The following is a 20,709-nucleotide window of genomic DNA, read 5'->3' as shown; positions in this document are numbered from 1 at the left end:
ACGATCCGAAAGGCAGGCGCCGAGGTGACCGCACCGTCGCAACCGATCCGCGCACCCCGCGGTACGACGCTGTCCGCGCGCAGCTGGCAGACCGAGGCGCCGCTGCGCATGCTGATGAACAACCTCGATCCGGACGTGGCCGAGCGACCCGAGGACCTCGTCGTGTACGGCGGGACCGGGCGCGCGGCGCGCTCGTGGCCGGCGTACCAGGCGATCGTGCGGACGCTGCGCACGCTGGGGCCGGAGGAGACGCTGCTGGTGCAGTCGGGCAAGCCGGTCGGCGTGCTGCGGACGCACGAGTGGGCGCCGCGGGTCCTCATCGCGAACTCGAACCTGGTCGGTGACTGGGCGACGTGGCCGGAGTTCCGCCGGCTGGAGCACCTGGGCCTGACCATGTACGGCCAGATGACCGCCGGGTCGTGGATCTACATCGGCACGCAGGGCATCCTCCAGGGCACGTACGAGACGTTCGCCGCGGTGGCGGAGAAGCGGTTCGGCGGCACGCTCGCCGGCACGCTCACGCTGACCGCCGGGTGCGGCGGGATGGGCGGCGCGCAGCCGCTCGCGGTCACCATGAACGACGGCGCCTGCCTGATCGTCGACGTGGACCGTAAGCGCTTGCAGCGCCGCGTCGACACCCGCTACCTGGACACCATCGCGTCCACTCTGGACGAAGCCATCGACCTTGCGGTACAGGCGAAGCAGGACCGGAAGGCGCTGTCCGTCGGGGTCGTCGGGAACGCCGCGACGCTGGTACCGGAGATCCTGCGCCGGGGCGTACCGGTGGACATCGTGACCGACCAGACCTCCGCGCACGACCCGCTGTCGTACCTGCCGGAGGGGATCGACCCGGACGACGCGCCGGACTACGCGGCGCAGAAGCCGGAGGAGTTCACCGACCGGGCGCGCGCGTCGATGGCCAAGCACGTCGAGGCGATGGTCGGCTTCCTCGACGCCGGCGCCGAGGTCTTCGACTACGGCAACTCGATCCGCGGCGAGGCGAAGCTCGGCGGGTACGAGCGGGCGTTCGCGTTCCCGGGCTTCGTGCCGGCGTACATCCGGCCGCTGTTCTGCCAGGGCAAGGGGCCGTTCCGGTGGGCGGCGCTGTCCGGCGACCCGGCGGACATCCACGCCACCGACGACGCGATCCTGGATCTGTTCCCGGAGAACGAATCCCTCGGCCGGTGGATCCGGATGGCCCGCGAACGCGTTGCGTTCCAAGGACTTCCGGCCCGCATCTGCTGGCTCGGGTACGGCGAGCGCGCCCGCGCGGGCGCCCGGTTCAACGAGATGGTGGCGGACGGCCGGATCAGCGCGCCGCTCGTCATCGGCCGCGACCACCTGGACTCCGGCTCGGTGGCCTCGCCGTACCGGGAGACCGAGTCGATGGCCGACGGGTCGGACGCCATCGCCGACTGGCCGCTGCTGAACGCGCTCGTCAACACCGCGTCCGGGGCGACCTGGGTGAGCATCCACCACGGCGGCGGGGTCGGCATGGGCCGGTCCATCCACGCCGGCCAGGTCACCGTCGCCGACGGTACGGAGCTGGCCGCGGCGAAGCTGGACCGCGTCCTCACCAACGACCCCGGCATGGGCGTCATCCGGCACGTGGACGCCGGGTACGAGCTGGCCGAGCACGTGGCCGAGCACACCGGCGTGCGGGTACCGATGCGCGAGGGCGAGTGAGCACTGTGGACGGTCGGGACCGCTTCCGTACGCTGTGGGAGGAGTTGCTGCCGATCGGCCGCGCGAGCGGCGGCGGGTACGCGCGGCACGGTTTCTCCGACGCGGACCAGGCGTGCCGCGAGTGGTTCACCGCGCAGGCCACGGCCCGCGGCATGACCGTCGACCCGGACGGCAACGGTAACCTGTGGGCGTGGTGGGGTGACCCGGCCGCCGGGAACGCGCTGGTCACCGGCAGCCACCTCGACTCGGTACCGAACGGTGGCGCGTACGACGGGCCGCTCGGCGTGGTGTCCGCGTTCCTCGCGGTGGATCTGTTGCGGGAGCAGGGATTCCAGCCGTCCCGGCCGATCGGCGTGGTGGCGTTCTGCGAGGAGGAGGGCTCCCGGTTCGGCGTGGCCTGCCTCGGCTCGCGGCTGCTCACCGGCGCGCTGGACGCCGAACGCGGCGCCGAGCTGACCGACCCCACCGGTACGACGCTGGTCGACGCGATGGCCGCGGCGGGCGCGGACCCGTCCGGGCTGGGCGCGGATCCGGTGCGGTTGAGCCGGATCGGCCACTACGTCGAGCTGCACATCGAGCAGGGCCGCGGGCTCGCCGAGCTGGACGCCGCGGTCGGCGTCGGTACGGCGATCTGGCCGCACGGGCGCTGGCGCTTCGACTTCACCGGCGAGGCGAACCACGCCGGCACCACGTTGATGGCCGACCGGCACGACCCGATGCTCAGCTACGCGATGACCGCGCTGGCCGCGAACAAGCAGGCGCGGCTGCACGAGGCGCGCGCCACGTTCGGCCGGATCCAGGTGGAACCCAACGGTACCAACGCGATCCCGTCGCGGGTGACCGCGTGGCTGGACGCCCGCGCGGCCGAACAGTCCACATTGGACGCCATGCTGGCGGACCTGGAACGGCAGGCGCGGGACCGGGTCGACCGGGACGGTACCGGGCTGACGGTCACCGCCGAGTCGGTGAGCGGCGTGGTCGAGTTCGACCGGGCGCTCGCCGGACGCCTCGCCCGCGGCATCGGTACGGGGAAGCCGGTGCCGGCGCTGCCGACCGGTGCCGGGCACGACGCCGGGATCCTTGCCACGGCAGGGATCCCGACCGCGATGCTGTTCGTCCGCAACCCGACCGGCGTGTCCCACTCCCCCGCCGAGACCACCGCCGACGACGACTGCGTCGCCGGCGTGACCGCCCTCGCCGACGCCCTCCGGGAGCTGTCGTGACCGCCCGGTACTGGTGCCCCATGCTGTGGACCGGTGAGCCCGGTCCCGGCTCGCTGCTGCGGGACGCGCTCGTCACCGTGCGGGACGGGACGATCGCGGCGATCGAACGGGACCGGCCCGCACCACCCGACGCGGTACGGCTGGCCGGGATCACCCTGCCCGGCCTGGCGAACGCGCACTCGCACGCGTTCCACCGGGCGCTCCGCGGGCGTACGCACGCGGACCGGGGCTCGTTCTGGACCTGGCGCGAGCAGATGTACCGGATCGCCGCCGTACTCACGCCGGACACGTACCTGGCGCTGGCGCGGGCGGCGTACGCGGAGATGGCGCTGGCCGGGATCACCGTGGTCGGCGAGTTCCACTACCTGCACCACGCGCCCGGCGGCAAGCCGTACGACGAGCCGAACGTGATGGGTGCCGCGCTCGCGCAGGCCGCCGCCGACGCCGGGATCCGGCTGGTCCTCGCCGACACCTGCTACCTGAACGGCGGGCTGGACGAGCGCGGCGCGCTGCTTCCCTTGCAGGGTGCGCAACTCCGCTTCGGCGACGGTACGGCGGAGGCGTGGGCGGAGCGCGCCGCCGCGTTCCGGCCGCCGCACCCGGATGTCACCGTGGCCAAGGCGATCCACTCGGTACGGGCGATGCCGCCGGACGCGATGCGGGTGGTGGCCGGCGCCCCGTTCGCGACCGACCTGCACGTGCACCTGTCCGAGCAGCGCGCGGAGAACGCGGCCTGCCAGGCGGCGTACGGGCTGAGCCCGACGCAGCTGCTCGGCGAGGCCGGCGCGCTCGGCCCGCGCAGCCTGCTGGTGCACGCGACGCACCTGTCGCCCGCCGACCGCGACCTGATCGCGGACCTCGGCGCCGGCGTCTGCCTGTGCCCCACCACGGAACGGGACCTGGGCGACGGCATCGGCCCCGCGCCGGACCTGCACGCCGCGCGGCCGGGTTCGCTCAGCCTCGGCAGCGACAGCCACGCGGTGGTCGACCCGTTCGAGGAGGCGCGCGCGGTGGAGCTGAACGAGCGGCTGCGCAGCGAACGCCGCGGCCACTTCGCCGCCGCGGACCTGCTGTACGCGGCCGGTCCGGCGGGGCGTGGCGCACTGGGCCGCACGCCGGTCCTCGTACCGGGGGCGGACGCCGACCTGACGACGGTGCGTACCGACACGGTCCGGTTGGCGGGCGCGGACCTCGGCACGGACGCCGACGCGCTCGGTGCGGTGGTCTTCGCGGCCACCGCCGCCGACGTACGGCACGTCGTGGTCGCCGGCCGCGAGGTGGTCCGGGACGGCGTGCACCAGCTGGTCGAGGACGTACCGGGGCGGCTGGACCGGGCGGTCCGGGCCGTCTGGGCGGAGGCCGCGTCATGACATTCCACTGTGGACGGATCCGGGAGGACCACCGATGACCGCGACGCTCGTGGACCGCATCGGCGAGCTGGTCACCAACGAGCCCGGCGGCGCCGAACCGCTGGGGATCCGGCGCGACGTCGCGCTGGTGGCCGTCGACGGCAGGGTCGCGTGGATCGGTCCGGCCGGCTCGGCGCCCGCCTGCGACACGCACGTCGACGCTGGCGGACGGGCCGTGATCCCCGGATTCGTCGACAGCCACACGCATCTGGTGTTCGCGGGCGACCGGTCCGGCGAGTTCGCCGCCCGGATGGCCGGAGAACCCTACACCGGCGGCGGCATCCGGCGTACCGTCGCGACGACGCGGGCGGCGCCGGACACCGAGCTGGCCGCGAATCTCGCTTACCTGCAACGGGAACTGGTCCGGCAGGGCACCACGACGTTCGAGTGCAAGTCCGGGTACGGGCTGGACGTCGAGCAGGAGGCGCGCCAGCTCCGGGCCGCCCGTACGGTGACGCCGGAGACCACGTTCCTCGGCGCGCACGTGGTGCCCGCGGAGTACGAGGGGCGCGCGGACGAGTACGTCGAGCTGGTGTGCGGGCCGATGCTGGACGCCTGCGCGCCGCACGCGCGGTGGGTCGACGCGTTCTGCGAGCGCGGCGCGTTCGACGCCGACCAGTGCCGCGCGGTCCTCACCGCCGGCGCGCGGCGCGGACTGCTGCCGCGGCTGCACGGCAACCAGCTCGGCCCCGGCCCCGGTGTGGCGCTGGCCCTGGAACTCGGTGCCGCCAGCGTCGACCACTGCACGTACCTGTCCGACGCGGACGTCGACGGACTGTCCACATCGGACACCGTGGCGACGCTGCTGCCCGGCGTCGAGTTCTCCACCCGCTCCCCGTACCCGCCGGCGCGGCGGCTGCTCGACGCCGGCGCCACCGTCGCGATCGCGACCGACTGCAACCCGGGCTCGTCGTTCACCTCGTCGATGGCGTTCTGCCTGGCCCTCGCCGTACGCGAGATGCGGCTGACGCCCGCCGAGGCGCTGTGGTCGGCGACGGCCGGCGGTGCCGCGGCACTGCGTCGCGACGACGTCGGCACGCTGACCACCGGCGCCCGCGCCGACCTGGTCGTACTGGACGCACCCACGTACCTCCACCTGGCGTACCGGCCGGGTGTCCCGCTCGTGCACACCGTGGTGTCGGGCGGCGAAATCGCTTACCGGCAGGAGATGTAGAACGATGAAGACGGTGACCGTCGGCCCCGACGGGGTACGGCCGGAACACGTGGTCGCGGTGGCCCGGCACGGTGCGCGCGTCGAGCTGTCCGAGGCCGCGCTGTCCGCGATGGGTACCAGTCGGTCCATTGTGGACGGTATCGAGCGGGACGCCCGCGCCGTGTACGGCGTGTCCACCGGGTTCGGCGCGCTGGCCAACACGTTCATCGCGCCGGAGCGCCGGACCGAGTTGCAGCACGCGCTGATCCGCTCGCACTCGTCCGGGATGGGCGAGCCGATGCCGGCCGAGGTCGTCCGCGCCATGATGCTGCTGCGGGTCCGTTCGCTGGCGATGGGCCGCTCCGGCGTACGACCGCTCGTCGCGCAGGCGCTGGTGGACCTGCTGAACGCGGACGTCACGCCGTGGGTACCGGAGCACGGGTCGCTGGGCGCATCCGGGGACCTGGCCCCGCTCGCGCACTGCGCCCTCGTACTCCTCGGCGAGGGCTGGGTACGCGCGGACGACGGCAGCCGCGTCCCGGCCGCGGATGCGTTGCGGCGGGCCGGGTTGAGCCCGATCACGTTGGCCAGCAAGGAGGGTCTGGCGCTGATCAACGGTACCGACGGCATGCTCGGCATGCTGCTGCTGGCGATCGCCGACGCCCGGCACCTGTTCACGATGGCCGACGTGACGGCCGCGCTGGCGGTCGAGGCGATGCTCGGCTCGGACCGCCCGTTCCTGCCCGAACTGCACGCGATCCGGCCGCACCCCGGCCAGGCCGCGTCCGCCGCGAACATCCACCGCCTGCTCGAACGGTCCGGCGTGATGGACTCGCACCGCGACGACCTGACCCACGCCGTCCAGGACGCGTACTCGATGCGGTGCGCGCCCCAGGTGGCCGGTGCCGCGCGGGACACGCTCGACTTCGCCGCACAGGTCGCCGACCGCGAACTGGTGTCCGTCGTCGACAACCCCGTCGTACTCCCGGACGGGCGCGTCGAGTCCACCGGCAACTTCCACGGCGCGCCGCTCGGCTTCGCCTGCGACTACCTGGCGATCGCCGCCGCCGAGGTCGGTTCGATCTCCGAGCGGCGGGTCGACCGGCTGCTCGACGTGACGCGCTCGCGCGAGCTGCCCGCGTTCCTGTCGCCGGACCCGGGCGTCAACTCCGGCCTGATGATCGCGCAGTACACGGCGGCCGGCATCGTCGCGGAGAACCGGCGCCTGGCCGTACCGGCGTCGACGGACTCGATCCCGACCTCCGGCATGCAGGAGGACCACGTGTCGATGGGCTGGTCCGCCGCGCGCAAGCTGCGTACGGTGCTGACCAACCTGTCGCACCTGCTGAGCGTCGAGCTGCTCGCCGCCTGCCGCGGACTCCAGCTGCGCGCGCCGCTCACGCCGAGCCCGGCAGGCGCCATCGCCGTCCGCCACTTCGCCGCGTACGCCGGCGAACCGGGACCGGACGCCTTCCTCGCGCCGATCCTGGAACACACCCGGACCCTGGTCACCGAGCCCGGTCTGCGCACCGAGATCGAGGCCGCGGTCGGCCCGCTCGCCTGACCGCGCCGACACCTGATCCCCTTGCGTACCAAGGGGATCAGGTGTCGGGGCGGAGCAGCCCCCGGTGGAACGCGGCGGCCACCGCGGCGGCCCGGTCGTTCACGCCGAGCTTCGCGTAGATGTGCAGCAGGTGCGTCTTGACCGTCGCCTCGGAGATGAACAGCCGGGACGCCGCGTCCCGGTTCGTACTCCCGGCGGCGATGAGCGACAGCACCTCCAGCTCGCGCTGGCTCAACGGCTCCGCCACCGGGGTACGCACCCGGCCCATCAGCCGGGTGGCGACCGACGGGGCGAGCACCGCCTCGCCGCGCGCCGCCGACCGTACGGCGCGGAACAGGTCCTCGCGCGGCGCGTCCTTCAACAGGTACCCGGTGGCGCCGGCCTCGATCGCGGGCAGCACGTCCTGGTCGGTGTCGTACGTGGTGAGGACGAGGACGCGGCAGGGCAGGCCGCGTTCGCGCAGCCGGCGGATCGCGGTGACGCCGTCCACGTTCGGCATCCGCAGGTCCATCAGTACGACGTCGGGCCGGTCCACCGCGGCCCGGTCGACCGCCTCGGCGCCGTCCGACGCCTCCCCGACGACCTCGATGTCGGCCGCACCGGACAGCATCCCGCGCAACCCGTCCCGTACGACCGGGTGGTCGTCGACGAGCAGCACCCGGATCGTCGCCGCCGGGGCGCTCACGCCGACCCCGCCGCGGGTTCGGCCGGGACGATGGCGGAGATCGCGGTACCGGCGCCCGGTTCGGACTCGACGCTCAGCGAGCCGCCGAGCCGGGTGACGCGCTGGCGCATCCCGGTCAGGCCGAAACCGCCGTCGGCGCCGGCCTCCGGCCGGTCGTCCGGGTCGAAGCCGACCCCGTCGTCCCGCACGTCCAGCGTGATCACGTCCTCCATGTACGACAGTGTGACGCCGACGCGGCCGGCCCGCGCGTGCCGGGCCACGTTGGCGAGCGACTCCTGACAGGCGCGCAGCAGGGTCACCTCGACCTCCGGGTGCATCCGCCGGGGCGTACCGGTGGTGTCGGCGGTGGCGGGCACCCCGTGCAGCGCGGACCAGTCGGCGACGACCTGCGTCACCGCCTCGGGCAGGTGCGCGTCCTCCAGCGGCGCCGGCCGCAGCGCCTGTACCGAACGGCGCGCCTCACCGAGGCTCTGCCGCGCAAGCCCGAGCGAGGTCTCCAGGTACCGCTCCTTCTCGGGTACTCCCTTGGCCGCCTGCAACTGGGTGATGATGCCGGTGAGTCCCTGCGCGATGGTGTCGTGGATCTCGCGCGCCAGCCGCGCCCGCTCGTCGAGTACGCCGGCCTCGCGGGCGGCGGACAGCAGTTGCGCGTGCAGCCCGGCGTTCTCCCGGAGGGTGGCGGACAGCTTCTCGTTGGCCGCGGCCAGCTCGTCGAGCGCGATCCGGCGCTGCTCGTTCCGCGCCTGTACGAAGGCGAAGATGGCGCCCATCGTGCCGGCCAGCAGCATGTTCAGCAGGAAGGCCACGACGAACGCGGCGATCCGGGCGGGGGTGGGCGCGAAGAAGCCGCCGATCTCGGTGCCGGCCATCAGCCCGGCGGTGACCAGGACGACGACCACCGAGGCGGCGCGCCCGCCGTACGCCGGCAGCCGCATCGCGTCCACGTACCCGATCCAGGCGAAGATGCCGAACCACGGGTTCAGCACCACCAGTACGGCGGTGAGGGCGAGCCGGAGCGCCAGGTACCCGGTCATCCGGCCGCGGTGCCGTTCCCAGTCGGGGTGCAGGGTGGAGAACCACAGCACGACGCCGCCGGCGACGAGGGACACGGCGGCGACCAGGGCGAACCGGTTCCAGTCGGACCAGCCCTGGCCGACGCTGAGGGCGGCCAGCCCGAGCGACGCGGCGAGCAGCGGGTACGGCAGGATCCGGTAGAACAGCACCGCCCGGCGTTCCCAGTCCGGCCCGTCGACGGCCCGCGGCGTCGGGTACGCGGTCTGGCACGTCATCGCGATCCCCCGTTCCGTTCCGAGTGGCGCCGCCCGGCGGGATTCTCTCACTCCCACCGGAAGAAGCGGATCGCGACCAGGCTGAACACCACCGCGTACCCGACGAGCACGAGCAGGTGCACCGGGTTCGGCCAGTCGCCGGCGGCGGCCTGCCCGAGCGCCTGCGTGGCCGCACCGACCGGCGTGTACTCGGCGATCCGGCGCAGGACCGCGGGCATCGCGGCGACCGGCAGCCACAGCCCGGCGAAGAACATCAGCGGGAAGAACAGGATCATGCCGAGCGCGTTGCCCACCTTGGCGTTGGGCGACACCGCGGCGATGACCATGCCGAGCGCCAGCAACGCGAGCACCGCGCACGCGAACACGATCGCGTACGCCACGGGCTGCTTCGGCAGCGCGACGCCGAACCCGATCCGGCCGACCGCCACGACGAGCACCAGTACCAGGGTTTCGAGTACGACGTTGAGGACGACCTGGGCGAGCAGCAGCCGGGACGGTGGCAGCGGCGTCGTGGACAACCGCCGCAGGATCCCTTTCTCCCGGTACGAGGTGATCGTCGCCGGGAGCACGTTCACCGCCGTCATGGCCACCACGAAGATCACCATGATCGGCACGTACAGGTCGATCACGCGCAGGCCGTGCAGATCGGCGCTGCGTTCCCGGAACGACGGCACGCAGCCCAGGATCACCAGGAGCACCGGGGGAAACACCAGCGCCCACAGCACGGCCATCGGCTCCCGCAGGAACAACCGCGCCTCGGTACGTACCAGCCGGACGAACGGTGCGGCCCGTGGTCCGCGCCGTCCCCGCGCGGTCGTCGTACCGTCGACTGCGGTCATCGCTGCTCTCCTTCGCCGCGGTGGGTCAGGGCCAGGTACGCGTCGTCCAGGCTGGCCTGCTCGACACGCAGGTGTTCGGCGACGATGCCGGCGGAGGCGAGCGCGCCGACCACCGACGCGAGCACGTTCCCGGTACCGGTCACCAGAAGCTCGTCGCCGCCCCGCGTACGGGTGACGGCGGTGACGTCGGGCAGGGCCGCGAGTACCGCGTCGTCGACGGGACGGGACGGCCGGAACGTGATCCGCTGCTCACTGTCCACAGTGGACGTCAACGCGGCCGGGGTGTCCAGCGCGGCGACGCGGCCCGCGTCGATCACCGCGACCCGGTCGCACAACCGTTCCGCCTCGGCCATGAAGTGCGTGACCAGCAGCACCGTCACGCCGCCCGCCCGGATCTCCTCGATCAGGTCCCAGATGTCGTGCCGCGCCTGCGGATCCAGCCCCGTCGTCAGCTCGTCGAGCACCGCGATCCGCGGCTTCCCGATCAGCGCCAGCGCCACCGACAGCCGCTGCTTCTGCCCACCCGACAGCCGCCGGTACTGCGCCCGCAGCCGGTCGCCCAGCCCGAGCCGCTCGACCAGCGCCCGCCAGTCCGCCGGATCCGGGTGGAACGACGCGTACAGCTCCAGCGCCTCGGTCACGGTGATCTTGTCCGGCAGCGCGCTCTCCTGCAACTGCACGCCGAGTACCCGGCGCAGCTCGTCCCGCTCTCGCCGCGGATCCAGCCCCAGTACGTCGATCCCGCCGCCGTCCGGCGCGCGCAGCCCCGCCACGCACTCGACCGTGGTGGTCTTCCCCGCCCCGTTCGGGCCGAGGATGCCGAAGATCTCGCCCCGTTCCACCGCGAACGACACGTCCGCCACGGCGACCTTCTCGCCGTACCGCTTGTGCAGTCCGCGTACCTCGATGACCGGCATGCCCGGCTCCTCCCGACGTCCACCGTCGGGACCGACGCTATTTTCCGGGCCGCCGCAACGGATCGACCGCGCGTACGGCCGGCGCACCGAACCCCGGTTGATCCGGCCGGTCCACCGATCGGTTGATGCTCAGCGCGCCGCGGACAGCAACGCGTCGGCCAGCGCCGTCCGGCTGTTCAGCACCGCCTTGCCCTGCCGCGTACGACGGACCAGCCCGGTCGCGGACAGCGTGTCGAGCTGCTGCGACACCCCGCCCACCGACATCCCGGTACGCCGGGCCAGCTCGCTCGTGGACAGCGGCGCGGACAGCGCGCCGAGCAGCGCCGCGCGGCCCTGCCCGAGCAGCCGGCCGAGCGCGCCGGACACGTCACCCGTCGGCTCCCACAGCGTCGCCACCCCGCGCGCCGGGTACGCCAGCTGCGGCACGGTGCCCGCCGCGACGCTGAGCACCGTGGGCCAGACGAACACCGACGGGACGAGCACCAGCCCCGTCCCACCCGGTACGTCCGGCGCGGCGCAGTGCCGCTGCGCGATCGACAGCGTGTCGTCCGACCAGTGCACCCACTCGTGCAGGTCGTTCAGCAGGTCCGCGGCGCCGGTCGTGGCCTGCCGCCGCGCCTGCCGGAACACCTCCGCCTCCAGCAGGACGAGGATGCGCGGCCAGTCCGGCGCCAGCGCGACCGCCCAGTACCGGCGGATCTCGGTGGCGAGGCGGTGCAGCCCGCCGACCGGATCGTCGTACAGGTCGGTGAGCCCGGCGCCGCCGTACAGGTCGAGTTCGGCGCGGACGGTGGCCGGGGGCGTGGCACACAGCGCGGCCAGTTCGGCGTCGAGGTCGGGGGTGAGGCCCTGCGGCGGCGGCGTGAGGAAGTCCGGCAGGTACCGCCGGCCGGCGGGCACGAGGCGCCACAGCAGGCCGTCGGCGAGGTCGGGATCGAGCCGGTTCCGTACGGCCGCCACCCACGGCAGGTGCACCGCGTGCGCGCCCGGCTCGCGCAGTACGCGGACGCTCGCGACGACCTCCCACAGGCAGGACAGCGCGAACCGCAGCCGGGACACGGCGTCGCCGGACAGCCCGATCGAGACCATCACCCGTTCCTTTCAGCTCAGTTCGAAAGGTTAGGTGGCCGCACCGACAGAACCGAGACTGGCCGCATGACCGATGCCTTCCGTTCCCTGCACGTCCCCGGCTCCCCGCTCGTCCTGGTCAACGCCTGGGACGCGGCGTCCGCCCGGATCGTCGCCGCGGCCGGCGCCCCCGCCGTCGCCACCACCAGCGCCGGCGTCTCCTGGAGCCTCGGCACCGCCGACGGCGACCACCTCGACCGCGCGGCCGCCCTCGCCCTCGTACGCCGGGTCGCCGGTGCGGTCTCCGTCCCCGTCACCGCCGACATCGAGACCGGGTACGGCGCGGCGCCGGCCGACGTGGCCGCCACCGTGCGCGAGGTGGTCGCCGCCGGCGCCGCCGGCGTGAACATCGAGGACGTCGACCCGGCGACCGGCGGCCTGCGCGACACCGCCGACCAGTGCGCCCGGCTCACCGCCGCCCGGTCCGCCGACGACACCGTCTTCCTCAACGCCCGCATCGACACGTACCTGCGGGGGCTGGGCGGGGTCGCCGAGACCGTCGAGCGGGCCACCGCGTACCTGGCGGCCGGCGCCGACGGCGTCTTCGTGCCCGGGGTCACCGCGCCGGACGTGATCGCCGTACTCGTCGAGCGGATCGCCGCGCCGGTCAACGTGATGGCCGGGCCCGGCGCCCCCGCCGTGGGCGAACTGGCGAAGCTGGGTGTCGCCCGGGTCAGCGTCGGCTCGGCCGTCGCGCAGGCCGCGTACACGGTGGCCCGCCGCGCCGCCACCGAGGCGTACGCCACGGGCACCTGGACGGCGCTGGACGGCGCGCTCGACTTCGGCACGGTCGACGGGCTGCTGTCCTGACCGCTGGTGCGGCGACGGGCCCGCCCGCCGCCGCACCACCTCAGAGGTCCTGACAGTAAGGACTGTCGGCGCCTGGCGGACTCAGGACGACGCTGCCGACGTTGTCGGCACAGACGCATACAACACCGGTATGCAACCGCACCTCCGCCTTGGCAGCCCCGCCCTGAGCCTCGCCAGCCATCCGACGCCTCTCTGCCAGGACCTCTCAGGGCTTGGACACGTCGCCCAGCTTGTCCACCTCCCGGGTCAGCGCGGTCAGTACCGACCGCAGCTGGACCTCGGTGACCTCGGCGAACGTCCGCAGGTACGCGATCTTCTGTTCGAGCGCCTGCCGTTCCAGCGGGCTGGCGCCGGTGTCCAGCTCCGCCGACGCCCGGCTCGCCTCGTCCGCCGCCTGCCGCGCCTGCTCCTGCGCGTGCCGCAACAGCTCCTCGTACCGCTGGCGGGCCTGCCCCACCAACCTCCGCGAGTACTCCTCGGCCTGGGCGACCTGGCTGTCCGCGGCCTGCTGCGCCTGACTCATCAGGTTCACCGCGTCCACGCTGATCCGCTCGCGCATCGACTCCGCGTTCGGATCCTGCCCGTGCTCCCGGTAGTAGTTCACCAGCCGGGAGATCTCCGCCCGCAGTGCCGCCTTCTCCGCGTCCGCCGCGGTGATGTCGTCCGCCACCCGGGACAGGAACATCCGCACCTCGTCCTCGTGGTACCCGCGGCGACCGAACGGCGGCCGGGAGAACGTGGTCGTACGGACCTTGTCCGCGCTGAGCGGGGCCCGTCCGGGCGTCCCGCTGCTCTCACCGGTCATCGGCCCCACCTCTCCCCACCGTCCGGAGCGACCGGCACCGGTTCGGCGGCGGCGCCGGGCGTGAACTCGTCGAACCGCACCCGCTCGTCGGGTACGCCGGCGGTGGCCAGCTGCGCCACCGTGTGCTCCACCATCGCCGGCGGACCGCAGACCAGGCAGTCCCGGTCCGTCCACCGGCCCGCGCGTACCGCGGTCTCGCCGACCAGTCCGCGCTCCCCACGGAAGAACGGATCGTCCGACACCACCGGCGTGTACTCGAACCACGCGCGCGCCGCGGCCAGCTCGCTGAGCAGGTCGTTCTCGTACAGGTCCCACCCGGTACGCGCGCCGTGGAACAGGTGCACCCGACGCTGCGCGCGGTTCGACTGCCAGTCCCGGTCGATCTGCTCCAGCACCGCGCGCAGCGGCGCCAGGCCGGTCGCGCCGGCCACCATCAACAGGTCCCGCTCGTCGGCCGGGAGTACCAGCCGGTCGCCGACCGGGGCCCCGATCCGCAGCGTGTCGCCGACCGCCGCCGACTGCACCAGCGCCGGACTGACCTGGCCGCCGTCGACGATCTTCACGTGCAGTTCGAGGCTGCCGTCCGAGCGCGGCGCGTTCGCCGGGGTGAGCCAGCGCCACAGCCGCGGCCGCCGGGCGAACTCGACCGCCGCCGACTGTCCCGGCGCGAACGGGTACGGCACGTCCGTGCGTACCTGGAGCACCGCGACGTCGATGCCGCGCCGGTCCACCGCGGTGATCTCGCCGTTCCACCAGGCGGGCCTGGTTGCCGCCGCCTCCTCCGCCGCGTCCGTCATCACCTTCGCGACCAGCCCGTACGCCTCGGCCCACTGCGCGGCCAGGTCGTCGGTCCACGCCCGGCCGAGGAAGTGCGCCAGCGTGGCCAGCAGCGAGGCACCGACCGCCGGGTAGTGCTCGGCGACCACCGCAAAGCGCCGGTGGTCCCGGCCGAGCTGCTGGACGAACGGGACCACCTCGTCGAGCTGGTCCACGTTGCTGACGATCCGGCCGAGCGCGCCGACCAGCTTGTCCCGCTGGCCCGCCATCGACATCGGGAACATGCCCCGCGTCTCCGGGCACGCCAGGAACAGGTGCGAGTAGAAGAACAGCGGCACCTCGTCGCCGTGCCGGGCCAGCGCGGCCCAGCTCTCCTTGAGCGCCCGCGGGTCCATCAGCCCTCGACGATGTCCGCCTCGGTGCCGCCCAGCGCCTGGCCGACGCGGCCGATCACGTCCTCCGGTACGCCCGCCTCGCGCAGCGCCGCGACCAGGTGCACCACGACCCGCCCGAAGTGGTCCTTGCTGATGGCCATGCCACGGTGCGCCGCCTTCAGGTCCCGCCCGTCGTACTCGGCGGGCCCGCCGAGTACCTGGGAGATGAGGAGTGCCTGGTGCCGCTTGAGTTTCGGCAGGTCGACGCCGGTGAAGTAGCCGGCCAGTTCGGGGTCGGCCAGGACCATCTCGTAGAACCGGCCGACGACCTGCCGGACGGCGTCCCCGCCGCCGATCCGCGCGTAGTCGGTTGTCGCCTCGTCCGCCACGTTTCCTCCATCGAATCCGTCCCGCCGACCAGAGAGATCGACGACGGTCGATGGAGTTTAGTGACGGTACGGTCCGGGCAACACCCCGGAACCCCGCGGAAAGCGACCCGTCACGGTACGGACGGGGCCGCGGTGCACAGCCCGGTACGAGCCGGCACCGGACGGTGCGCGGCGGACGCGCGGAGCTGGCGGACGGTCACCCGCCGGAATCGGGCGGCTGGGTCGGCAGACCGGCGCGGTGCCGCAGCGCGGCCAGGTCGGTCAGCACGATCGCCCGCCCCTCGGTACGCAGCCACCCGCGGTGCGCGAACGTCCGGATCACCTGGTTCACGCTCTGCCGGGAACCACCGACCAGCTCCGCCACCCGGCCCTGGCTCAGGTGCATCGGCTCCAGCTCGTCCTCGGTCGGCGACAGCAACCGGACCAGCGTCTTCGCCACCCGCCCGGGCAGGTCCAGGAAGATGTGGTCGGTCTTCTGCTCGGTCAGCCGCCGCACCATCTCGCCGAGCGCCCGGAACACCTCCTCCAGCAGCCGGTGGTCCGAGTGCACCAGGTCGAGGAACGCGGTACGCGGCAGCGCCAGCACCTCCGTCGCCCCGACCGCCTCCACCGACGCCGACCGGGGCGCACCGTCCAACAACGACAGCTCCCCGAGTACGCCGGGGGCGCGGACCAGCGTCAGCACCGCGCGGTCGCCCGACGGCCCGGACCGGAACACCGCGACCGCGCCCCGCTTCACCACCAGCAGCGCGTCGCCCGGGTCGCCCTCGGCGAAGATGATCTGCCCCTCCCGGTACGCCCGGGTCTCGGCACTGGCGGCCAGCCGGCGCCGGATCCGCTGATCCAGCCCGGCGAACAGGGCGATCCCCCGCAACGGATCGCCCGGAACAGCACGCCAGTCCACCAACCGCCCCGACCTCCCCCTTCAGAGGTGCATGTCCAGGTTAGCGGGGTTGCTGGTCCCGCGGAGCGTCGTGCGAAGAGAACGCCCCGTGCGGCGTCACCCGAACCGTACCGGCGTGGCACGATGCACATCAGGAACTGGCGAGGGGGTGGGCCGTACCGTGGCGGCCATGAGCAAGCTGGGCTGGAAGGTGACGGCGCTGGCCTTCGCGCTGCCGCTCGGGTTCGCGGCGCGCAAGGCGGTCGCGGCCGGCTGGCGTGCGGTGCGGCACGAGGACCCGCCGGAGCACCACAACGACTTCGAGGCGGGCTGGGGCGAGACCCTGGTCTGGGCCGCCGTGTCCGGGGTCGCCATCGCCGCGGCCGAGCTGGTCGCCGCGCGCGGCGCCGCGGTCGTCTGGCGGTCCCTGACCGGCAACGAACCCCCCGGTCACGAGCACGAACCCGCCGAGATCGAAGCCTGACCCCCGCGTACTCCCGGGCACCGCGCGGACGGTGCCCGGTTCGTACGATGCTGCCCTGATCCCGGGGCGGGGCCGCCGGTACCGACCCGGTCGCGGTGCCGCACGGTGGACGGCCCGGACCCCGTCCGGTCGGCGCGGGCCGGAGCGGGGAGGATGGGGGCATGACCGATCTGCTCAACCGTTCCCTCGCCGACACCGACCCGGAGGTCGCGGAGGCCATCGGCGCCGAGTTGCACCGCCAGCAGTCGACGCTGGAGATGATCGCCTCGGAGAACTTCGCGCCCGTCTCGGTACTGTCCGCGCAGGGTTCCGTGCTCACCAACAAGTACGCCGAGGGGTATCCCGGCCGTCGCTACTACGGCGGCTGCGAGTACGTGGACGTGATCGAGAAGTTGGCGATCGAACGGGTGAAGGGCCTGTTCGGCGCCGGTTTCGCGAACGTGCAGCCGCACTCCGGGGCGCAGGCCAACGCCGCCGCCATGTTCGCCACGCTGACGCCGGGTGACACGATCCTCGGCCTCGACCTGGCGCACGGCGGCCACCTGACCCACGGCATGAAGATCAACTTCTCCGGCAAGCTGTACAACGTGGTCGCCTACCACGTCAGCGAGTCCGACCACCGCGTCGACATGGCGGAGGTACGCCGGCTCGCGGTGGAGCACCGGCCGAAGATGATCGTCGCCGGCTGGTCGGCGTACCCGCGGCACCTGGACTTCGCGGCGTTCCGGGAGATCGCCGACGAGGTCGGCGCGCTGCTCCTGGTCGACATGGCGCACTTCGCCGGGCTGGTCGCCGCCGGCCTGCACCCGAACCCGGTGCCGCACGCCGACATCGTCACCACCACCACGCACAAGACCCTCGGCGGCCCGCGCGGCGGCGTCATCCTGACGAACACGCCGGAGCTGGCCAAGAAGATCAACTCGGCGGTGTTCCCGGGACAGCAGGGCGGGCCGCTGGAGCACGTCATCGCCGCGAAGGCGGTGTCGTTCAAGGTCGCGGCGTCCGACGACTTCGCCGACCGCCAGCGGCGTACGTTGGCCGGCGCGTCGGTCCTCGCCGACCGGCTCAGCCAGCCCGAGCTGGCCGCCGCCGGCGTACGCGTGCTGACCGGCGGCACCGACGTGCACCTCGTACTCGTCGACCTGCGCGACTCGGAACTGGACGGGCGGCAGGCCGAGGACCGGCTGCACGACCTCGGCATCACCGTCAACCGCAACGCCGTACCGTTCGACCCGCGCCCGCCGATGGTCACCTCCGGCCTGCGCATCGGTACGCCCGCGCTCGCCACCCGCGGCTTCGACGCCGACGCGTTCGCCGAGGTCTCCGACGTGATCGCGCAGGCGCTGCTGCCCGGGTTCGACGACGCCCGCGCCGCCGCGCTGCGCGACCGGGTCGCCGCGCTCGCCGGCAAGTACCCGCTCTACCCGACGCTCTAGGTCCTCACAGGTTCGGTCGAGCGATTCGTCGTCTCGCAAGCCGGAGGCGCGAGTGCGTTGTCTGCTCGTGCCGACAACGCGGCGAGACGACGAACGGGCCCGGCGCAGCCGGCCAGCAACCTGTGCAGGCACGCTCTAGGTCGACGGTCCGGGCCGGCCGCCACGGTGGCCGGCCCGGTCGACCGCCGGTACCTCCGGGTCCGGTGCGGGGTCGGTCACCTGCTCGTCCGCGTCCCGCCGGTCGGGGTGCCCCGGCCCGCGCGGCGGGACGACGAGCAGTACGGCGGGGAGCAGGACGAGGGCACCGGCCGCTGCCGCGAGCGGCGGGTACCCGGTGACGCTGAGCACCGCGGTGGAGGCGAGGGTCGCGGCGGCCCCGGCGGACCACGAGATCGTCTCCACCACACCCTGTACGCGGGCCTCCGCCGCGGCCGGCAACCCGCGTACCAGCAGGGTGCTGCCGCCGACGAACGCCAGGTTCCAGCCGTACCCGAGGGCGAACAGGGCGACGGGCAGGCCGGGCACGCCGGTGCGTACGGTCGTGACGACGAGGACGGCGGACAGCGCGAGGACGCCGAGCCCGAGCGCGATCACCGAGCGGCCGCCGATCAGGTCGGCCAGCTTCCCGGACAGCGGCGCCAGCGCGAACATGCCGAGCGTGTGCGTCGACAGGACCAGCCCGACCATGCTCATCGGCTGGCCGTGCTCGTGCATGTCGACCGGGGCCGCCGTCATGATCGCCACCATCACGACCTGCGCGGTCGCCATCGCGGCCAGCGCCAGGCGTACGGTCGGGTGCCCCAGCAGCGGCCGGATCGGTTGCCGCACACCGGTTTCCGGCTCCGGCGCCGGCCGGCGTACGACGAGGGTCAGGGTCGCGGCGGCGGCGCCGACGCACAGCAACGCGAACCCGAACGCGCCCGCCAGCGGCGGCCAGCCGGTGGCGCCCGCGAGCCGGGTCACCGGGGCGAGCAGCAGCGGGCCGCCGGCCGCACCGACCGTACCGGCCCAGACCACGGCGCCGAGCGCGAACCCGCGCCGGGCCGGCGGGTACAGGTCCGCGCCGGCGTACCGGGCGAGTTGGGCGGCGGCGTTGCCGGATCCGAGCAGCACCATGCCGACCACGAGCAGCGGCACCGTCGCGGTCGCCGCCGCGACCGTGGCCACCGCGGCGCCGACCGTACCGGTGGCGGCGCCCGCGAGCAGCCCGGTACGCCGGCCCCACCGCGCCATCAGCCGCGACAGCACCGCCACCCCGGCCGCGGTACCGGCGACGCTCGCGGCGCCGGGCAGTCCGCTCCAGCCGGCGCCGAGCGTGTCCGCGGTGAGCAACGCCGACGCCGTACTCGCGGTCACCGTCGCCGCGTTCACCGCCGCGGCCCCGGCGAACAGCGCCACCAGCGACCGTGTCCTGGACAGTTCCATGTCGGGCAGGTTAGAAAAGTCGGGGCCCGATCTGAATGGCCTGTGGCAGGCGTTCGGGCGCCATCACCTGTCGTACGGAAGGAATGATCGGCCGATGACCTTCCGGTCGGACGTACCGCTCGACGAGATCGACTGGCGCATCCTGCACGAGCTGCAACAGGACGGACGCCTGTCGTACAAGCAGCTCGCGGGTCGGGTGAACCTGTCGGCGCCGGCGGTCGCCGACCGGGTGCGGCGGCTGCGCGACACCGGCGTCATCACCGGCTACCAGGCGCGCGTCGACCCGGCGCGGGCCGGGCTGCCGCTCAGCGCGTTCCTGATGCTGCGGTGCGCGTCCGGCCGCTGCCTGCTGCGGACCGGTCGGGCCGCCGACTACCCGGAGATCACCGAGGTACACAAGCTCGGCAGCGACTCGTGCGCCCTGCTCAAGGTGCGCGTCACGTCCATGGCCCACCTCGAAGGCTTCCTCGAACGCATGGGCGAACGGCACGGCGAGCTCCGCTCCCACATCGTGCTGTCCACCCAGTACGAGCGGCACGAGATCGAGCCGCCGCCGGACGAGCCGGACCGGGTCACCCCCGCCGACGGCTGGTGACCCGGCCGGCGCCACCTAGTCGGACTCGACGTTCACGTCACCCGCGCGGACCGCGACCACCCCGTCGATCTCGGTGAGGGCGGCGGCGAGGTCCGCGAGCATCCGTACACCCTGGAGGGTCAGGGCGACGCGAACCAGGCCGTCGTCGCCGTGGTCGACCTGGTCGGTGGAGATCTCGCTGACCGCGAACCCCCGGTCGGTGCACGCGGCGAGGGCCGTCCGCAACACCCCCTGCCCCCCGCGGTACGTCATGGTCAGCGTGGACGGCGCCCACTTCGACCGCGGCAGCCGACGACCGATCGCGGGGTACCCGTACAGGACGAGGAAGTGGCCGGCGGTCACCACGAGCGCGAGCAGCCACAGGCCGGCGCCGCAGGCCATGCCGACCGCGGCGGACATCCAGATCACGGCCGCCGTGGTGAGGCCGCGGACCGCGTCGCGGCGGACGAAGATGAGCCCGCCGCCGATGAAGCCGATGCCCGACACGATCTGCGCGGCGACCCGGGACGGGTCGAGGGAGACGTGCGGACCGAGCACGGTGGTGAACCCGTACTTGGAGATCAGCATGATGAGGGCGGCGCCGACGCCGACCAGGGTGTGCGTACGGAGGCCGGCGCTCTTCTGGGCGAGCTCGCGTTCGAGGCCGATGGCGCTGCAGAGCAGCAGCGCCAGTGCCAGCTCGCCGACCTGCGTCCAGCCCTGGCCGGTGGGTTCGCCGAAAGCCAACAGATGGGTCATACCGGTAGAGGGTCCTCGCTTCCTCTCGCATCGGGGGCGAGGCAGACCAGGTTAGACCTTCATCCCGTGATCTTCTGCTGTTCATCCCATCAGGTGGCGC

General features: G+C 73.5%; 20 protein-coding genes. 9 read left to right on the top strand and 11 right to left on the bottom strand.

Annotation, left to right across the window (positions count from 1 at the left end):
* The first annotated feature begins 24 nt into the window (after window positions 1-24).
* From hutU to hutH, 5 genes are read left to right on the top strand one after another with little or no spacing between them, the layout of a single operon-like run.
* Complete coding sequence (gene hutU / locus Aru02nite_RS07370; RefSeq protein ID WP_239076485.1) at window positions 25-1,686, top strand: urocanate hydratase; 1,662 nt, start codon at window positions 25-27, stop codon at window positions 1,684-1,686.
* Entirely contained in the window at window positions 1,683-2,909 is a 1,227-nt protein-coding gene (locus Aru02nite_RS07365; RefSeq protein WP_239076483.1) for an allantoate amidohydrolase, read from the top strand. The genes hutU and Aru02nite_RS07365 overlap by 4 nt, the downstream gene beginning before the upstream one ends.
* Window positions 2,906-4,279, top strand: a complete 1,374-nt coding sequence (locus Aru02nite_RS07360; RefSeq protein WP_239076481.1) for a formimidoylglutamate deiminase — start codon at window positions 2,906-2,908, stop codon at window positions 4,277-4,279. Before Aru02nite_RS07365 ends, Aru02nite_RS07360 begins: the two co-directional genes overlap by 4 nt.
* Window positions 4,280-4,313: 34 nt before the next feature.
* On the top strand, window positions 4,314-5,492 hold the full coding sequence (gene hutI, locus Aru02nite_RS07355) for an imidazolonepropionase (RefSeq protein ID WP_203655932.1): 1,179 nt from the start codon (window positions 4,314-4,316) through the stop codon (window positions 5,490-5,492).
* 4 nt (window positions 5,493-5,496) lie between these two features.
* Window positions 5,497-7,035: a histidine ammonia-lyase gene (hutH, locus tag Aru02nite_RS07350; RefSeq protein WP_203655930.1), complete on the top strand. Its 1,539-nt coding sequence runs from the start codon at window positions 5,497-5,499 to the stop codon at window positions 7,033-7,035.
* 37 nt (window positions 7,036-7,072) lie between these two features.
* On the opposite strand, the gene Aru02nite_RS07345 is transcribed toward hutH, so the two are convergent.
* From Aru02nite_RS07345 to Aru02nite_RS07325, 5 genes are all read right to left on the bottom strand, one after another.
* A complete protein-coding gene (locus Aru02nite_RS07345) occupies window positions 7,073-7,720 on the bottom strand; it encodes a response regulator (protein WP_275408596.1) in 648 nt (215 codons plus the stop codon).
* Entirely contained in the window at window positions 7,717-9,009 is a 1,293-nt protein-coding gene (locus Aru02nite_RS07340) for a sensor histidine kinase (RefSeq protein ID WP_203655928.1), read from the bottom strand. Before Aru02nite_RS07340 ends, Aru02nite_RS07345 begins: the two co-directional genes overlap by 4 nt.
* A gap of 47 nt (window positions 9,010-9,056) precedes the next feature.
* Complete coding sequence (locus tag Aru02nite_RS07335) at window positions 9,057-9,848, bottom strand: ABC transporter permease (protein ID WP_203655926.1); 792 nt, start codon at window positions 9,846-9,848, stop codon at window positions 9,057-9,059.
* Complete coding sequence (locus tag Aru02nite_RS07330; protein ID WP_203655924.1) at window positions 9,845-10,765, bottom strand: ABC transporter ATP-binding protein; 921 nt, start codon at window positions 10,763-10,765, stop codon at window positions 9,845-9,847. The genes Aru02nite_RS07335 and Aru02nite_RS07330 overlap by 4 nt, the downstream gene beginning before the upstream one ends.
* 129 nt (window positions 10,766-10,894) lie before the next feature.
* On the bottom strand, window positions 10,895-11,854 hold the full coding sequence (locus tag Aru02nite_RS07325; protein WP_203655922.1) for an ArsR/SmtB family transcription factor: 960 nt from the start codon (window positions 11,852-11,854) through the stop codon (window positions 10,895-10,897).
* Window positions 11,855-11,920: 66 nt separating this feature from the next.
* Here Aru02nite_RS07325 and Aru02nite_RS07320 point away from each other — a divergent pair, with 66 nt between their 5' ends.
* Window positions 11,921-12,703 (top strand): isocitrate lyase/PEP mutase family protein, encoded by a 783-nt coding sequence (locus tag Aru02nite_RS07320; RefSeq protein ID WP_203655920.1) that lies wholly within the window; start codon window positions 11,921-11,923, stop codon window positions 12,701-12,703.
* A 205-nt stretch (window positions 12,704-12,908) separates the two neighbouring features.
* Here Aru02nite_RS07320 and Aru02nite_RS07315 read toward each other — a convergent pair whose 3' ends face one another.
* The 4 genes from Aru02nite_RS07315 to Aru02nite_RS07300 form a co-directional block, all read right to left on the bottom strand.
* Window positions 12,909-13,508, bottom strand: coding sequence for a DivIVA domain-containing protein (locus Aru02nite_RS07315; protein ID WP_203655918.1), 600 nt, complete (start codon window positions 13,506-13,508; stop codon window positions 12,909-12,911).
* Window positions 13,505-14,680 (bottom strand): globin domain-containing protein, encoded by a 1,176-nt coding sequence (locus Aru02nite_RS07310; RefSeq protein WP_203655917.1) that lies wholly within the window; start codon window positions 14,678-14,680, stop codon window positions 13,505-13,507. Before Aru02nite_RS07310 ends, Aru02nite_RS07315 begins: the two co-directional genes overlap by 4 nt.
* Window positions 14,680-15,048 (bottom strand): group I truncated hemoglobin, encoded by a 369-nt coding sequence (locus tag Aru02nite_RS07305; RefSeq protein WP_239076479.1) that lies wholly within the window; start codon window positions 15,046-15,048, stop codon window positions 14,680-14,682. The genes Aru02nite_RS07310 and Aru02nite_RS07305 overlap by 1 nt, the downstream gene beginning before the upstream one ends.
* Window positions 15,049-15,244: 196 nt before the next feature.
* The gene (locus tag Aru02nite_RS07300) at window positions 15,245-15,952 is read right to left on the bottom strand and encodes a Crp/Fnr family transcriptional regulator (RefSeq protein ID WP_203656081.1); all 708 of its coding nucleotides are present in this window, start codon (window positions 15,950-15,952) and stop codon (window positions 15,245-15,247) included.
* Between the two features lie 169 nt (window positions 15,953-16,121).
* Here Aru02nite_RS07300 and Aru02nite_RS07295 point away from each other — a divergent pair, with 169 nt between their 5' ends.
* Entirely contained in the window at window positions 16,122-16,415 is a 294-nt protein-coding gene (locus Aru02nite_RS07295; protein ID WP_203655915.1) for a DUF4235 domain-containing protein, read from the top strand.
* 161 nt (window positions 16,416-16,576) lie between these two features.
* Entirely contained in the window at window positions 16,577-17,851 is a 1,275-nt protein-coding gene (gene glyA, locus Aru02nite_RS07290; RefSeq protein ID WP_203655914.1) for a serine hydroxymethyltransferase, read from the top strand.
* 135 nt (window positions 17,852-17,986) lie between these two features.
* Here glyA and Aru02nite_RS07285 read toward each other — a convergent pair whose 3' ends face one another.
* Complete coding sequence (locus tag Aru02nite_RS07285) at window positions 17,987-19,276, bottom strand: MFS transporter (protein ID WP_203655913.1); 1,290 nt, start codon at window positions 19,274-19,276, stop codon at window positions 17,987-17,989.
* Between the two features lie 94 nt (window positions 19,277-19,370).
* Here Aru02nite_RS07285 and Aru02nite_RS07280 point away from each other — a divergent pair, with 94 nt between their 5' ends.
* Window positions 19,371-19,871 carry an Lrp/AsnC family transcriptional regulator gene (locus Aru02nite_RS07280; RefSeq protein ID WP_203655912.1) on the top strand — a complete coding sequence of 167 codons (501 nt, stop codon included), beginning with the start codon at window positions 19,371-19,373 and terminating at the stop codon, window positions 19,869-19,871.
* A 15-nt stretch (window positions 19,872-19,886) separates the two neighbouring features.
* Here Aru02nite_RS07280 and Aru02nite_RS07275 read toward each other — a convergent pair whose 3' ends face one another.
* Window positions 19,887-20,609, bottom strand: coding sequence for an MgtC/SapB family protein (locus tag Aru02nite_RS07275; RefSeq protein WP_203655911.1), 723 nt, complete (start codon window positions 20,607-20,609; stop codon window positions 19,887-19,889).
* Window positions 20,610-20,709: the final 100 nt, after the last annotated feature.

The organism is Actinocatenispora rupis, from assembly GCF_016861975.1.
Taxonomy (GTDB): domain Bacteria; phylum Actinomycetota; class Actinomycetes; order Mycobacteriales; family Micromonosporaceae; genus Actinocatenispora; species Actinocatenispora rupis.
Note: the sequence above shows the minus strand (reverse complement) of the source record. Positions and strands in the feature narration are given on the sequence as shown.

Bases quoted from the DNA above. Each gene is read 5' to 3' on its own strand.
- hutI (WP_203655932.1), top strand. From the start codon at position 4,314: ATGACCGCGACGCTCGTGGACCGCATCGGCGAGCTGGTCACCAACGAG.
- Aru02nite_RS07280 (WP_203655912.1), top strand. From the start codon at position 19,371: ATGACCTTCCGGTCGGACGTACCGCTCGACGAGATCGACTGGCGCATC.
- Aru02nite_RS07315 (WP_203655918.1), bottom strand. From the start codon at position 13,508: ATGACCGGTGAGAGCAGCGGGACGCCCGGACGGGCCCCGCTCAGCGCG.
- Aru02nite_RS07275 (WP_203655911.1), bottom strand. From the start codon at position 20,609: ATGACCCATCTGTTGGCTTTCGGCGAACCCACCGGCCAGGGCTGGACG.
- Aru02nite_RS07335 (WP_203655926.1), bottom strand. From the start codon at position 9,848: ATGACCGCAGTCGACGGTACGACGACCGCGCGGGGACGGCGCGGACCA.
- Aru02nite_RS07325 (WP_203655922.1), bottom strand. From the start codon at position 11,854: ATGGTCTCGATCGGGCTGTCCGGCGACGCCGTGTCCCGGCTGCGGTTC.
- Aru02nite_RS07340 (WP_203655928.1), bottom strand. From the start codon at position 9,009: ATGACGTGCCAGACCGCGTACCCGACGCCGCGGGCCGTCGACGGGCCG.
- Aru02nite_RS07310 (WP_203655917.1), bottom strand. From the start codon at position 14,680: ATGGACCCGCGGGCGCTCAAGGAGAGCTGGGCCGCGCTGGCCCGGCAC.
- Aru02nite_RS07285 (WP_203655913.1), bottom strand. From the start codon at position 19,276: ATGGAACTGTCCAGGACACGGTCGCTGGTGGCGCTGTTCGCCGGGGCC.
- Aru02nite_RS07320 (WP_203655920.1), top strand. From the start codon at position 11,921: ATGACCGATGCCTTCCGTTCCCTGCACGTCCCCGGCTCCCCGCTCGTC.
- glyA (WP_203655914.1), top strand. From the start codon at position 16,577: ATGACCGATCTGCTCAACCGTTCCCTCGCCGACACCGACCCGGAGGTC.
- Aru02nite_RS07330 (WP_203655924.1), bottom strand. From the start codon at position 10,765: ATGCCGGTCATCGAGGTACGCGGACTGCACAAGCGGTACGGCGAGAAG.
- hutH (WP_203655930.1), top strand. From the start codon at position 5,497: ATGAAGACGGTGACCGTCGGCCCCGACGGGGTACGGCCGGAACACGTG.
- Aru02nite_RS07295 (WP_203655915.1), top strand. From the start codon at position 16,122: ATGAGCAAGCTGGGCTGGAAGGTGACGGCGCTGGCCTTCGCGCTGCCG.